Genomic DNA, 13,192 nt, shown 5'->3' on the forward strand with positions numbered 1-13,192 from the left:
AGCTTTACAACCCTAAGGCCTTCATCACTCACGCGGCATGGCTGGATCAGGCTTGCGCCCATTGTCCAATATTCCCCACTGCTGCCTCCCGTAGGAGTCTGGGCCGTGTCTCAGTCCCAGTGTGGCTGATCATCCTCTCAGACCAGCTACTGATCGTCGCCTTGGTGAGCCTTTACCTCACCAACTAGCTAATCAGACGCGGGCCGATCTTTCGGCGATAAATCTTTCCCCCGAAGGGCGTATCCGGTATTAGTCCAAGTTTCCCTGGATTATTCCGAACCGAAAGGCACGTTCCCACGTGTTACTCACCCGTCTGCCACTAGCACCGAAGTGCCCGTTCGACTTGCATGTGTTAAGCCTGCCGCCAGCGTTCGCTCTGAGCCAGGATCAAACTCTCAGATTGAATGAGATTTTGTTCCGGCATCGCACTGCGTATTGACGGAGCCATTACTTGATCACCCAAGCTTTCGCTTAAGCAACCAGGCAAATGGTTCTTGTTAAAACGCAGCACACCGAAGTCTCGTTTGACCTACCCGAAGGCAAGTCCGCAAGAACCCCGCCGTCCACGTTTCTCTTTCTGTCTTCAATTTTCAAACAGCGTCGCTTCACCAAATTCAGACAGGAAACCGTCCGGCGAACCGGCCTCAGCCCCAGCGTCCTTAGGAAGCGCAGAAGAGGCGCCGCTCAGCGGCGGCGCCGTCTCGATGGCCGGTTTATAGGCGGGCCCCCTTCCTCCTGTCAACGCGCTTTTTGAAAGTTTTTCGACAAAGTTTAGTTCTCCAATGAATTCAGAGACTTAAGGCAACGAAATGATTTCGGACCCTCGGATGCGCTACTGCCGAGCCTGTTTCGGAGGCCCTTTAGCTGTCCGACCAGCCCTGCCCCCCGCTCACGGCCGCGGATAATGCCTCGAGAAGTGCGCGTTCAGGGAAGAGGAGCCGCCTCGCTCAAGGCTTCTGCCAGGAAGTCGCTCAGCGCCGCCACAGCAGCCGAAGCCCGACCCGGCGCCAGATGCAGCGCGATCTCGGAGGCCGGCAGAGCAGGGAGGCCGTGCCCGGCACCTAGCAATTGAAGGCCGGGTCGCGCCGTACCCGCCTTCACTAGGGTGAGCGCCACACCGGAGGCGGCCATCGCCTCGACAGCGCCGATGCTCGATGACGAGAACAGAATGCGCCAGCGCAGACCGGCCTCGTTCAAGGCATCGAGCGCCCATTCGCGAAACATGTTGGGCGCCTTCAGCAAGGCGAGCTGCAAAGGCTCCTCCAGAGCGAAGGCGGCGCGGTCCGAACAAGCCCAGACCGTCTTCTCCTTGCGCAAAACCTCACCACGCCCATCCCCGGCCTTCTGGGTGGCAAGCACGAGATCGAACTCCTCGCCGAGGCTGTTCAGGAGATCGCGGGTGAAGCCCGTGGTGACCTCAAGCTCGACATCGGGATAGGAACGGGCGAAGCGCGCCAGCGTCTCCGGCAGGACGATGGTGGCGTAATCGTCCATCACAGCGAGGCGGACCCGGCCGCTGACGCTTTGTGCATTGATCACGTCGAGCGCCTCGTCATGCAGCGCGACGATGCGGCGGGCATAGCCGAGGAATTGCTCGCCCGCGCGCGTGAGAACGACTTCTTGTGGCGAGCGCTGCAGCAGGGTCTGGCCAGCCAGTTCCTCCAGCCGACGAATCTGGGTGCTGACGGTTGACTGGCTGCGGAACAACGCGGCAGCGGCGCGCGTGAAGCTCCTGAGCTCCGCGACGGTGACGAAGCTGCGCAGCAGGTCGACGTCGATATTGCGCAGCATCGTGCGGCGTCCTCACTCCCGGGCGATCCGGCATGAGCCGTTATGGCAATTCGGAAACCATCTGTCCTCTAGACAAGGCCGGGAGCCGCCATGCGCGGCGCCGATCATGGAAATCGAAGAATTCAATTTTGCCACCGGGCGCGCGGGCGATAGCGTGTCGCCAACGGGCAAATCCAAGCCCGAACCGCCGAGCCCGAGACCGGAGACGCTTCGCAATGCCTCGCCTGAGATCAGCCACCTCCACCCATGGCCGCAACATGGCCGGCGCCCGCGGCCTGTGGCGCGCCACCGGCATGAAGGACAGCGATTTCGGCAAGCCGATCGTCGCGGTGGTGAACTCCTTCACCCAGTTCGTGCCGGGCCATGTCCATCTCCAGGATCTCGGACAGCTCGTGGCGCGCGAGATCGAGAAGGCTGGCGGCGTCGCCAAGGAGTTCAACACGATCGCGGTCGATGACGGCATCGCCATGGGCCATGACGGCATGCTCTACAGCCTGCCCTCGCGCGAGCTGATCGCCGACAGCGTCGAGTATATGGTCAACGCGCATTGCGCGGACGCGATGGTCTGCATCTCCAATTGCGACAAGATCACGCCCGGCATGCTGATGGCTTCGATGCGCCTGAACATCCCGACCGTCTTCGTTTCGGGCGGGCCGATGGAGGCGGGCAAGTTCATCGCCGAGGGCGTGCTGAAGAAGGTCGACCTCGTCGACGCGATGATCGCGGCAGCCGACGACAAGTACACCGACGCCGAGGTCGACGTGATCGAGCGCTCGGCCTGCCCGACCTGCGGCTCCTGCTCGGGCATGTTCACGGCCAATTCGATGAACTGCCTGACCGAGGCGCTCGGCCTCGCATTGCCTGGCAATGGCTCCACGCTCGCCACCCATGCCGACCGCAAGCGCCTCTTCGTCGAGGCCGGCCACCTGATCGTCGACCTCGCCCGCCGCTATTACGAGCAGGATGACGAGAGCGTGCTGCCGCGCAATGTCGGATCGTTCAAGGCGTTCGAGAACGCGATGACGCTCGACATCGCCATGGGCGGCTCGACCAACACGGTGCTGCACCTGCTGGCGGCGGCGCACGAGGCCGAGATCGACTTCACCATGGCCGATATCGACCGGCTGTCGCGGCGCGTTCCGGTGTTGTGCAAGGTCGCCCCGGCCGTCGCCGACGTGCATATGGAAGATGTTCACCGCGCCGGCGGCATCATGGCGATCCTCGGCGAGCTCGACCGCGCCGGGCTGATCGACACCTCGCTGCCGACCGTCCACAGCCCGACCATGGCCGAGGCCCTGGCGCGCTGGGACATCACACAGACGCATAGCGAGGCGGTGCGCTCCTTCTATAGCGCGGCGCCCGGCGGCGTTCCCACCCAGACAGCCTTCAGCCAGGATCGCCGCTTCGCGGAGCTCGACAGCGACCGCGAGAAGGGTGTGATCCGCAGCGCGGAGCATGCATATTCCAAGGATGGCGGATTGGCCGTGCTGTTCGGCAATATCGCGCTCGACGGCTGCATCGTGAAGACGGCGGGCGTCGACGCCTCGATCCTCACCTTCTCCGGCCCGGCCGTGATCTTCGAGAGCCAGGACGCTGCGGTCGACGGCATCCTCAACCGCAAGGTCAAGGAAGGCGATATCGTGCTGATCCGCTATGAGGGACCGCGCGGCGGGCCCGGTATGCAGGAGATGCTTTATCCGACGAGCTATCTGAAGTCGAAGGGTCTCGGAAAGGCCTGTGCGCTCATCACCGACGGACGGTTCTCGGGCGGCTCATCCGGCCTCTCGATCGGCCATGTCTCGCCGGAAGCGGCCGAAGGCGGCGCCATCGGTCTGGTCGAAAGCGGCGACATCATCGCGATCGACATCCCGAACCGCAGCATCTCGCTTCAGGTGTCCGACGAGGAGCTGGCGCGCCGCCGCGCCGCAATGGAAGCCAAGGGCAAGGATGCCTGGAAACCGGCCGCGCCCCGCAAGCGCAAGGTCACGACCGCGCTGAAAGCCTATGCCGCGACGACGACGAGCGCCGCCAAGGGCGCGGTGCGCATCGTCGATTGATGATTGCGGGTCGCCCGGCCTCTCGGCCGGGCGACCCGATAGATCGAAATTCCACGATTACGTCGCTCGAAAGACGTTTCAGCCTTTTTGCGGGAAAATGGCCGGTTTGACGGCAGAATAACGTTGCTCGGCCGAGCGCGATCCGCCTAGTGAGACTGCCTTATCCAAGCAGCCGATTGGCCTGATGCGCCCCGTTTCTTCCCCTTCACCCGCGCGCTCGCGCTTTCGGTTCTTCGTGCCGATCCTGGCCGGCGCGACATGGCGTGACCGGCTGGTCGCCTGCCTCGGTGCCCTCGTCTGCGTCGGCGCGACCGGACTGATCTGCGGCTTGCTGCTCGGCAACGATCCGCACCTGCCATTGCTCGTCGCGCCGATGGGCGCTTCGGCGCTGCTGCTCTTCGCGATCCCGTCGAGCCCGCTCGCGCAGCCCTGGCCGATCGTCGGCGGCAACACCGTCTCCGCCCTGATCGGTCTCATCGTCAGCCGCCATGTGCCGGAACCGGCGGTCGCTGCCGGGTGCGCGGTGGCGCTCGCGATCGCGACGATGTCGTTGCTGCGCTGCCTGCACCCGCCAGGTGGAGCAGCCGCACTGACCGCCGCGCTCGGCGGGCCTGCCGTCGCAACCTACGGACTCGGTTTCGCCTTCGTTCCTGTGGGCCTCAACGCGCTGGTGCTGACCCTGCTCGGCGTCGCGTTCCATCGCGTCTCCAGCCACAGCTATCCGCATCGCGCGCAAGCCCCGGGCAACAGCCATGGCACCAAGGACCTGCCCTCCACGCAGCGCGTCGGCTTCAACGAAGTCGATATCGACGCCGCGCTGAGCGATGTCGGCGAGGCCTTCGACATCGACCGGGACGATCTCGACCGGCTGCTGCGGCGTGTCGAACTGCATGCGCTCGCGCGCAATCGCGACCTGCCGCGCTGCGCCGACATCATGTCCCGCGATCTCGTCCGGGTCGACCAGCATGACGACATCGAGACCGCCCGGCGCCTGCTGCTCGACCGTGGGGTTCGGACGCTGCCGGTGGTCGACCGCGACAACCACGTGCTCGGCACGGTGGGTCTTCGCGAACTCACCCATCCGGGCCTGCGCGTCCGCGACGTGATGTCCCCGGCCGTGATCGCGCGCCCGGAGGAGCCTGCCGTCGATCTGATCGCCGCCCTCACCAATGGCCGCCATCACGCCGTCATCGTGATCGACGACGGGGAGCGGCTGGTCGGGCTGGTCAGCCAGAGCGACCTTCTCGCCATGCTGCTGCGACCGCTGCGGCGCGAGGCGACCTGACGAAAGCGGTTTCCCCCGGAAGCCCTCCTGCATTAACTTCGCAGGCAGATGCCTTCGGAGGAAACTTGATGCGGGCCGTGATCGTCGCCCTGAGCTGCCTTCTGTCGCTGCCGGCTGCTGCCGCCGGCCCGTTCGGCAAGATCGTCGTCGGCAACTGGTCGGGCGGGACCTTCACCAACGACCAGACGGGCGCCTTCTCGCATTGCGCCGTCAGCGCCCGTTACAAGAGCGGCGTCACGATGCTGACCTCGGTTACCTCCCAGTTCTCCTGGCTGCTCGGCTTCACCAAGCCGGAATGGAGACTCAGGACCGGCGAAACGCTGAAACTCCGACTCGTCTTCGACCGCAAATCGACCATCGACGTGACCGCCAATATCAAGTCGCCGACGCTCGTCACCATCGCCATGCCAGCGCAGTCCGCGCTGATCAACGCTTTCCGGCAGGGGCGCTATCTCGAACTGGTCGCCAATGACGCGCGCTATACTTTCGCGCTGACCTCGACCGGAGAGATGCTGCCGGCGCTGGTCGAATGCGTGAAGCAGAGCGCCAATGTGCGTGGCCCGGTCGCGCCCGGTGCTCCTGCCCAGGCGCAGACACCGCAGCCGACGGAGCAGGAGCGCGCGGCACGCGCCGAGAAAAAGGCCCTGCTGGAGAAGACGCGCGACCTCATCCGCAGCAAGATGCTGGCCTGTATCGGCCGCGAGGGCGCACCGATGCTGCTCACCGACGAGAAGGCCGAGGTTGTCGCCAAGGCCGCGATGATCTTCTGCAAGGGCGATGTCGACGCCTTGACCAATGCCATGATCGAACTGATCGAAACCGAGGACGGCCGGCCGACCAATCGCAACGCCGTGCGCGATGCCGCCGAGAAGCGCGTCCAGGAGGTGGTCACCGCCCATGTGATCCGCACCCGCGGCGAGATGATCGGCAAGGGCCAGAGGCCGGGCAACCCGGCGCCGAGCCGGCCGACCGATTCAGGATCACGCCCCTCGCAATCGCTCTGAAACGCGAAACGCCGCGCCTTGCAGCGCGGCGTCCCGAGAACAGCCCTCAGGCCGAAGATCAGCTCTTCAGCTTGGTGTTGCACTGGCTCCAGTAGCCGCCGCCCTTTTCGATCCACTTGAGATCGCCATTGGCGTTGGCCGCCTTGTTGGCGTTGTACTGATCGACGCAGGTCTTGAGGCGGGCCTTGCCGGCGGTCTCGCTCGAATATTTCTGCGAAACGGCCTTCGGGAAGACGGCAGCCTTGGCCTTTCCGGTCGGCATCGCGGCGGGCTTGGCCGCAGGAGCGGCCGCCGTGGCGGAACCGGCGGGCATGGCGGAAGCGGCAGGCTTCGCCGGCTCAGCCGGCATCGCGGCCGCGGCCTCGTCGTCATTGGCGTCTTCGTCGCCGCACTGGGCCTTGCGGAAATCGTTCCACTTCTGGCCCTTGAGCGTATTGGCCTTCTTGGCGTCCTGATACTTGACGCTGCATTCCTTCATCGTCAGCGCCGAGGCGGGCGCCACGGAGAAGGAGGCGAGCGCGAAGGCCGATGCGGATGCGAGAATAAGAGTCCTGAACATGGCGTTCTCCATGGCAAAGCGTGCTGCCGCCGGTCGGCATGCCACTCCGATTTGCGCCCCGAAGCAAGTCCCCTCCGGCGTGCCGACAATGCTTCGGACCGGAAGATGTTCCTTTTCGGGCGGGTTTTCGTCGCGATCGGGTTGAAACGCATGCGAGCAAGGCCAACTCCAAGCCCTTGCGAGATAGCACCATTTCCCTGCTATATGACGGCCCGCCGAACCGCTGGAGACGACATGGCACGGCCGTCAGATGCCGCGAAGGACCGCGAGCTCATCCGCATCCTCACCGAGAATGCCCGCCTGCCGCTGTCCGAGATCGCCAAACAGCTCGGCGTTTCGCGAGCAACGGCGCAGGGACGGCTGAGCCGGCTCGAACGCGACGGCGTGATCGCCGGCTACACCACGATCCTCGGCAAGGCGAGCCGGCCGGCGACCACCATCGCCGCACTGATCATGATCGAGCTGGAAATGAAGCAGCAGGGCGGTGTCGTCGCCGCGCTGAAAAAGCGGCCGGAAATCGTGCAATGCCACACGCTGAGCGGACATTTCGACCTTTGCGTCAAGATCGAGTGCGAGACCTCCAGCGATCTCGACACGATGATCGACTGGATCGCCGAGATGGAAGGCGTACGCCGGACAACGTCGTCCGTAATTCTGGCCCGCAAGTTCGAGCGCTGACGGGCTTGCTCCGACGAAACTCGCCATTTCCCACCTTTTTTAATCGTATCACATCGTATTGATGTATCATAGCGCTCCCCTCCGGCGATCCGCCCGTTAAAGCCCGCACGGCTTGCGGCGATGCTTCGCATCGAGGGGGAGGCTCCTGGCCGACCCGACACCCACCAGGAGATAGCGATATGACCATCCAGAAGCGCATTGCCGTGCTCGGCGCCGGCCAGATCGGCGTCATCATCGCCGGCATGCTGTCCGAACAGGGCCATCAGGTGACGCTGGCCGACGCCTCCGCCACCCAGCTCAAGCACGCCACCGGGGGCCGTTTCGCCACCGAGACCGTCGACGCGTCGAATCTCGATGCGCTGCGCGTGTTCCTCAAGGACCGCGACATCGTCGTCAGCGCCTGCCCCTATTTCCTCAACAAGGGCATCGCCAAGGTCGCGGCCGAGACGAGGACCCATTATTTCGACCTGACCGAGGACGTTGCCACCACCTCCTACATCAAGGAACTCGGCAAGACCGCCGATGTCGCGCTCGTCCCGCAATGCGGGCTGGCCCCGGGTTTCATCTGCATCCTCGGCGCCGACATGGCGGCACGCTTCGAGAATATCCGCACCATCAAGATGCGCGTCGGCGCGCTGCCGCTCTACCCGACCAATGCGCTGCGCTACAACGTGACCTGGTCGGTCGACGGGCTGATCAACGAGTACTGCAACCCCTGCGAGATCGTCTTCGACGGCCAGCCGACGCTGGTTCCGGCGCTGGAAGGCATCGAGGGCGTGATGATCGACGGCGTCGCCTACGAAGCCTTCAACACCTCGGGCGGGCTCGGCACCCTGACCGAGACGCTCGCCGGCAAGGTCCGCAACATGAGCTACAAGACGCTGCGCTATCCCGGCCATGCCGAGATCATGAAGCTCCTGCTGCGTGACCTCGACCTCGCCGACGACCGCGAGACCCTGCGCCGCATCCTGACGCATTCCGCACCCTTCACCCGCAAGGACGTGGTCGTGATCTTCGTGACCGGCGTCGGCGAGCGCCGTGGCCGCCTCGAGGAAGAGAGCGTCGTGCTGCGCTATGACGGCAATGACGAGCTCGGCGCCATCCAGCTCACCACCGCCGCAGGCTGCGTCGCGATGGTCGAGCTCTTCCTCGCCGGCAAGCTGCCCGCCAAGGGCTTCGTGCGCCAGGAAGACGCCGTCCTGGCCGATTTCCTCGCGACCAAGGCCGGCACCCGGCTCGTCGGCGAAGCGCGCGGCGTCGATGCCGCCGGCCTCGCCCCGACCGTCGCAATCAAGAGCGCGGCCTGAACGCCTGCGCCCTGCTCAGTCAGGCTCTGCCCGTCAGAGCCTGACGCCCAGGCCGCGCAATTCGGCGCGCAGGTCGATGGGCTCGACGAAATGGACGGCCCGCATGCCGATCGTGCGGGCCCCCACCACGTTCCTCTCGCTGTCGTCCACGAAGACGCAGTCCCCGGCGTTCAGGCCATAGCGGGCGAGCAGCACCTCGTAGATCGCGGGGTCCGGCTTCAGCAGCCGCTCATGGGCGGAGACGACGACGCCGTCGAAGCTCTGCAGGAACGGGAAGCGGATCAGGCATTCCGCCCATTTCTCGCGCGAGAAATTGGTGATGGCATAGACTTTTTCGCCCTGCTCCTTCAGCTCTTCCAGCACCGCGACGCTGTCGGCGATGGTATGCGGCACGCTGTCGTGCCAGCTTTCGTCGAAGGCGCGGATCTCGCGCTCCCATTCCGGATGCCGCTCTACCAGCAGCGCGACGCCCTCCTCCCAGCTCCGGCCGCGGTCCTGCTCCAGATTCCAATCCCCCGTGCAGATATTCTGCATGAACCAGTCGAGCCGCTCGGGCTCGGGGATAAGCGAGCGATAGATCAATCGCGCATCCCAGCGCAGCAGGACGTTGCCGACATCGAAGACGACGATGGGGGTGCTGGAAGCCATGACCGAACCCTGATGGAGGGGCCGGCAGGACAGCCCATTCACGCGCTTGTGTCCAGACGTGCAGGACAGGAGCCGACCCCATCGTTTATGCCGGGGCCATGAATGCCCGCCCCGCAAATACCGGCCTCCGAACCTGGCTGCCCTGGACCGACCGGCAGGGCCGGTTCTCCGCCTTGCGGGGCGCTACCTTCGCCCTGCTCCTCGTGCCGGCGCTGCTCCTGCTCCATGCCGCCTGGATGCACCAGCTCGGCTCGAAGCCTTGGACGCAGGCGATCCACCAGACCGGGACCTGGACGGTGCGTATCCTCATCGCCACGCTCGCGGTCTCGCCGTTCCGGCGCCTGTTCGACTGGGGCAAGCTGATCGGCATCCGCCGCATGCTGGGCCTCGGCGTCATGGCTTATGCACTCGGCCACCTCGGGCTCTACTGCATCGACATGGCCTTCGACTGGGGGCTGATCGTCTCCGAGATCGTCAAGCGCTTCTACCTGACCATCGGCTTCGTCGCGCTCGTCGGCCTCGTGGCGCAGGGCGCGACCTCGACCGACGGCATGATCCGCCGGCTCGGCAAGAACTGGCAGCGCCTGCACAATCTCGTCTATCCGATCACGATGCTGGCGCTGCTGCATTTCGCGCTGCAATCGAAGATCGACGTCACCGAACCCGTGCTGATGAGCGGTCTCTTCCTGCTGCTGATGCTCTATCGCGGCCTGTATCGCTGGAAACTGCCGGTCACCGTGCCGATGCTCGCCGGGATGGCGCTCCTCGCGGGGCTGCTCACCGCCGGCCTGGAAGCCGGCTGGTATGCGGCGACGTCAGGCGTCTCCGCCTGGCTGGTCTTCCAAGCCAATGCCGACATCCTGACCTATCAGGACTATGCCTCGGTCCGACCGGCGCATGGAGTCGCGCTTGCCGGGCTGCTGGTCGCGCTCGGCCACAGCCTGCGCGCCCGCAAGGCTCGCCCGCCACGGCAGGCGGGCCAGCCAGCAGCCGCCCGGGCGGCGTGAGGGAAAAACTTTCGAAGTTTCGACATCTTCCAGATGGAAAGGGTTTCCCCCCTGCAGCACTCATGCTCTAACCCTATGACATGCCTGACGACCCGCACGCCCAGCCCACGGCCGATGTCGTAGAAGCCGAGCTCGCCTCAGAGGGCATCAAGCCTACGCAGGCCCGGGTCTCGCCCTTCGTTCCTCTGCAGCAGCCGATCTTTCGCGCTGTCTGGTTCGCCAGCCTCGTCTCGAATTTCGGCGGCCTCGTCCAGGCGGTCGGCGCCTCCTGGATGATGGCCTCGATCTCACCCTCGGCCGAGATGGTGGCGCTGGTCCAGGCTTCGACGACGCTGCCGGTGATGCTGTTCTCGCTGGCCGCCGGCGCCATCGCCGACAATTACGACCGGCGCCGCATCTTGCTGGCCGCCCAGGCCTTCATGCTGCTGGTTTCGATCCTGCTGGCGGTCTTCGCCTGGTTCGGCCTGATCACGCCCTGGCTGCTCCTGACCTTCACCTTCCTGATCGGCTGCGGCACCGCGCTCAACAACCCGGCCTGGCAATCCTCGGTCGGCGACATGGTCCCGCGCCGTGACGTGCCGGCGGCCGTGACGCTCAACAGCGTCGCCTTCAACATCGCTCGCAGCGTCGGGCCGGCGATCGGCGGCGCTATCGTCGCGGCGGCCGGGGCCGTCGCCGCCTTTGCGATCAACGCCGTCAGCTATATCCCCCTGCTCGTCGTGCTGGCGCGCTGGGAGCCACCGAAGGTCGAGCGGCTCCTGCCGCGCGAGACGCTGTTCATCGCCATGGGCGCAGGCATCCGCTATGTGGCGATGTCCCCGAATATCCGCACCGTGACCCTGCGTGCCTTCGTCTACGGCTTCGGCGCGATCGTCGGACTCGCGCTGCTGCCGCTGATCGCACGCGATCTCGTCCGCGGCGGCCCGCTCACATACGGCGTGCTGCTCGGCGCCTTCGGGGCCGGCGCCGTGGCCGGCGCCTTCATGAGCGCACGGTTGCGCCGGGCGATGAGCACCGAGGCGCTTGTCCGTTCCACTTTCATCGCCTATGCCTGCGGCGTCACGCTCATCGCCATCAGCAAGACGATCTGGCTGGCGATGGCGGGCCTGTGCATCTGCGGCGCCTGCTGGGTGCTGGCGCTCTCGACCTTCAACGCAACGGTGCAACTCTCGGCGCCGCGCTGGGTCGTCGGCCGGGCCCTGGCGATGTACCAGATGGCGACCTTCGGCGGCATGGCGATGGGGAGCTGGGCCTGGGGCCGCTCGGCGCTGCATTTCGGCATCGAGAAAGCCCTGCTGATGTCTGCCGTGACGCTGCTCGCGGGTGCGGCGCTGGGATTGCGCTACCGGCTCCCACCGCTCGAAGAGCTCAATCTCGATCCGCTCAGCCGCTGGCGCGAGCCCAAGGTCGCCGTCGATATCGAGCCGCGCTCCGGCCCGGTCATCGTCACCATCGAATACATCATCAAGCCCGAAGACGTCGTCGCCTTCCTGACCGTGATGGCGGAGCGCCGGCGTATTCGACGGCGCGACGGCGCGCGGCACTGGACCCTGCTGCGCGACCTGACCGACCCGACGCTCTGGGTCGAGCGCTATGACAGTCCGACCTGGGTCGAATACGTCCGGCAGAACCAGCGCGTCACCCAGGCCGATGCCGAGATCGGCGAGCAGGTCCGCGCCCTGCATAGCGGCCCGAACCCGCCTGTGGTCCATCGCATGATCGAGCGGCAGACCGCTTCGCTGCCGCAATACGCGTCGAGCCGGACACCGACGCTGGCCGACTCGCTCAACGACCCGGCACGGCCGGCCTGAGGCAGCTCGTCATGGTCGGGCCAGTCCCGACCATCCACGCCTTCATCGATGAAGCGCAGTGTTCAAAGTCGCGGATGCTCTCCGCAACGGCAAGCATGACCGGATCTGAAGCAGCGGTGCGGATTTCCCGCCTGCCCGGCCCGATTCAGCCGACGATCCAGACGCCGGCAAGGCCGACCATGCCCACGATGATCCGCCACCAGGCGAAGGGCGCGAAGCCGCGCTTGGAGACGAAATCGAGGAAGCTGCGCACCACGATCAGCGCCGAGATGAAAGCCGCGACGAAGCCGACGCCGATCATGACGCCATCGTCGAAGGTCAGGAACTTGTAGCTCTTCAGGAGATCATAGGCGAAGGCGCCGGCCATGGTCGGCATCGCCAGGAAGAAGGAGAACTCAGCCGCCGCGCGCTTGCTGGCGCCGAGCAGCATGGCGCCGACGATGGTCGAGCCCGAGCGCGAGACGCCGGGAACCATGGCCAGGCACTGGATCAACCCGATCTTGAAATACATCGGCAGCGGGAAGGCCGTGGCATCGGTGTGCTTCTCCTGCAATTCCAGCTCGTCGACGACGAGCAGGATCAGGCCGCCGGCGATCAACGTGCAGCAGACGATGAAGGGGTTGAACAGCACCCCCTTGATGAACCCGTGCAGCAACGCGCCGATGACCGCCGCCGGCAGGAAGGCGATGAGCACGCCGATCACGAAGCGACGCGCCGCCGGATCGCTGGGGATGCGAAGCGCGATATCGAGCAGGCGACGGAAATAGACCAGCAGAATCGCCAGGATCGCGCCAAGCTGGACCAGCACCTCGAAGGTCTTGCCGTTCGATTCGAAGCCGAGGAAATGGCCGATCAGGAGCAGATGCCCGGTCGAGGAGACCGGCAGGAATTCAGTGAGCCCCTCGACGATGCCGAGGACGAAGGCTTCGATCAGGTTGTGCATGGAAGGCTTTCCTCGCGCGAATCAGCCGGCCCGGATGTCCGCCCGCGTCAGCCTGCTGCCGGCTTACGCCCAGCTCTTTGCAAATTGGTTACCACTTCGCGA

11 protein-coding genes and 1 rRNA gene are annotated in these 13,192 nt (G+C 65.4%); 7 read left to right on the forward strand and 5 right to left on the reverse strand.

Going from position 1 to position 13,192, the window contains the following annotated elements:
- Together J0I42_RS18370 and J0I42_RS18375 are read right to left on the reverse strand one after the other, a co-directional pair.
- Window positions 1-403: ribosomal RNA gene (locus J0I42_RS18370) — 16S ribosomal RNA — on the reverse strand; the annotation flags it as partial.
- 521 nt (window positions 404-924) lie between these two features.
- Window positions 925-1,791: a LysR substrate-binding domain-containing protein gene (locus tag J0I42_RS18375; protein ID WP_291656885.1), complete on the reverse strand. Its 867-nt coding sequence runs from the start codon at window positions 1,789-1,791 to the stop codon at window positions 925-927.
- A 215-nt stretch (window positions 1,792-2,006) separates the two neighbouring features.
- On the opposite strand from J0I42_RS18375, the gene ilvD reads away from it, so the two are divergent.
- From ilvD to J0I42_RS18390, 3 genes are all read left to right on the forward strand, one after another.
- Window positions 2,007-3,848 carry a dihydroxy-acid dehydratase gene (gene ilvD, locus J0I42_RS18380; RefSeq protein ID WP_291656886.1) on the forward strand — a complete coding sequence of 614 codons (1,842 nt, stop codon included), beginning with the start codon at window positions 2,007-2,009 and terminating at the stop codon, window positions 3,846-3,848.
- A 184-nt stretch (window positions 3,849-4,032) separates the two neighbouring features.
- On the forward strand, window positions 4,033-5,133 hold the full coding sequence (locus J0I42_RS18385) for an HPP family protein (RefSeq protein WP_291656887.1): 1,101 nt from the start codon (window positions 4,033-4,035) through the stop codon (window positions 5,131-5,133).
- A gap of 68 nt (window positions 5,134-5,201) precedes the next feature.
- Entirely contained in the window at window positions 5,202-6,137 is a 936-nt protein-coding gene (locus tag J0I42_RS18390; RefSeq protein WP_291656888.1) for a hypothetical protein, read from the forward strand.
- A gap of 58 nt (window positions 6,138-6,195) precedes the next feature.
- On the opposite strand, the gene J0I42_RS18395 is transcribed toward J0I42_RS18390, so the two are convergent.
- The gene (locus J0I42_RS18395; protein WP_291656890.1) at window positions 6,196-6,696 is read right to left on the reverse strand and encodes a hypothetical protein; all 501 of its coding nucleotides are present in this window, start codon (window positions 6,694-6,696) and stop codon (window positions 6,196-6,198) included.
- Between the two features lie 234 nt (window positions 6,697-6,930).
- Between J0I42_RS18395 and J0I42_RS18400 the strand changes: the two genes are divergently transcribed.
- Both J0I42_RS18400 and J0I42_RS18405 read left to right on the forward strand, forming a co-directional pair.
- On the forward strand, window positions 6,931-7,374 hold the full coding sequence (locus J0I42_RS18400) for an Lrp/AsnC family transcriptional regulator (RefSeq protein WP_291656892.1): 444 nt from the start codon (window positions 6,931-6,933) through the stop codon (window positions 7,372-7,374).
- 179 nt (window positions 7,375-7,553) lie between these two features.
- A complete protein-coding gene (locus J0I42_RS18405; RefSeq protein ID WP_291656894.1) occupies window positions 7,554-8,681 on the forward strand; it encodes a saccharopine dehydrogenase family protein in 1,128 nt (375 codons plus the stop codon).
- Between the two features lie 33 nt (window positions 8,682-8,714).
- Here the strand turns inward: J0I42_RS18405 and J0I42_RS18410 are convergent, their stop codons facing one another.
- Window positions 8,715-9,329: an HAD family hydrolase gene (locus J0I42_RS18410; RefSeq protein WP_291656896.1), complete on the reverse strand. Its 615-nt coding sequence runs from the start codon at window positions 9,327-9,329 to the stop codon at window positions 8,715-8,717.
- Window positions 9,330-9,427: 98 nt separating this feature from the next.
- Here J0I42_RS18410 and J0I42_RS18415 point away from each other — a divergent pair, with 98 nt between their 5' ends.
- Window positions 9,428-10,336 (forward strand): protein-methionine-sulfoxide reductase heme-binding subunit MsrQ, encoded by a 909-nt coding sequence (locus tag J0I42_RS18415; RefSeq protein WP_291656897.1) that lies wholly within the window; start codon window positions 9,428-9,430, stop codon window positions 10,334-10,336.
- 80 nt (window positions 10,337-10,416) lie between these two features.
- Window positions 10,417-12,147, forward strand: a complete 1,731-nt coding sequence (locus tag J0I42_RS18420) for an MFS transporter (RefSeq protein ID WP_291656898.1) — start codon at window positions 10,417-10,419, stop codon at window positions 12,145-12,147.
- 145 nt (window positions 12,148-12,292) lie between these two features.
- Here J0I42_RS18420 and J0I42_RS18425 read toward each other — a convergent pair whose 3' ends face one another.
- The gene (locus J0I42_RS18425; RefSeq protein WP_291656899.1) at window positions 12,293-13,090 is read right to left on the reverse strand and encodes an undecaprenyl-diphosphate phosphatase; all 798 of its coding nucleotides are present in this window, start codon (window positions 13,088-13,090) and stop codon (window positions 12,293-12,295) included.
- Window positions 13,091-13,192 lie beyond the last annotated feature (102 nt).

Source organism: Allobosea sp., from assembly GCF_017308015.1.
GTDB lineage: Bacteria > Pseudomonadota > Alphaproteobacteria > Rhizobiales > Beijerinckiaceae > Allobosea.

Coding starts and splice junctions, on each gene's coding strand:
- J0I42_RS18405 (WP_291656894.1), top strand. CDS start 7,554: ATGACCATCCAGAAGCGCATTGCCGTGCTCGGCGCCGGCCAGATCGGC.
- J0I42_RS18425 (WP_291656899.1), bottom strand. CDS start 13,090: ATGCACAACCTGATCGAAGCCTTCGTCCTCGGCATCGTCGAGGGGCTC.
- J0I42_RS18415 (WP_291656897.1), top strand. CDS start 9,428: ATGAATGCCCGCCCCGCAAATACCGGCCTCCGAACCTGGCTGCCCTGG.
- J0I42_RS18390 (WP_291656888.1), top strand. CDS start 5,202: ATGCGGGCCGTGATCGTCGCCCTGAGCTGCCTTCTGTCGCTGCCGGCT.
- J0I42_RS18385 (WP_291656887.1), top strand. CDS start 4,033: ATGCGCCCCGTTTCTTCCCCTTCACCCGCGCGCTCGCGCTTTCGGTTC.
- J0I42_RS18395 (WP_291656890.1), bottom strand. CDS start 6,696: ATGTTCAGGACTCTTATTCTCGCATCCGCATCGGCCTTCGCGCTCGCC.
- J0I42_RS18410 (WP_291656896.1), bottom strand. CDS start 9,329: ATGGCTTCCAGCACCCCCATCGTCGTCTTCGATGTCGGCAACGTCCTG.
- ilvD (WP_291656886.1), top strand. CDS start 2,007: ATGCCTCGCCTGAGATCAGCCACCTCCACCCATGGCCGCAACATGGCC.
- J0I42_RS18375 (WP_291656885.1), bottom strand. CDS start 1,791: ATGCTGCGCAATATCGACGTCGACCTGCTGCGCAGCTTCGTCACCGTC.
- J0I42_RS18420 (WP_291656898.1), top strand. CDS start 10,417: ATGCCTGACGACCCGCACGCCCAGCCCACGGCCGATGTCGTAGAAGCC.
- J0I42_RS18400 (WP_291656892.1), top strand. CDS start 6,931: ATGGCACGGCCGTCAGATGCCGCGAAGGACCGCGAGCTCATCCGCATC.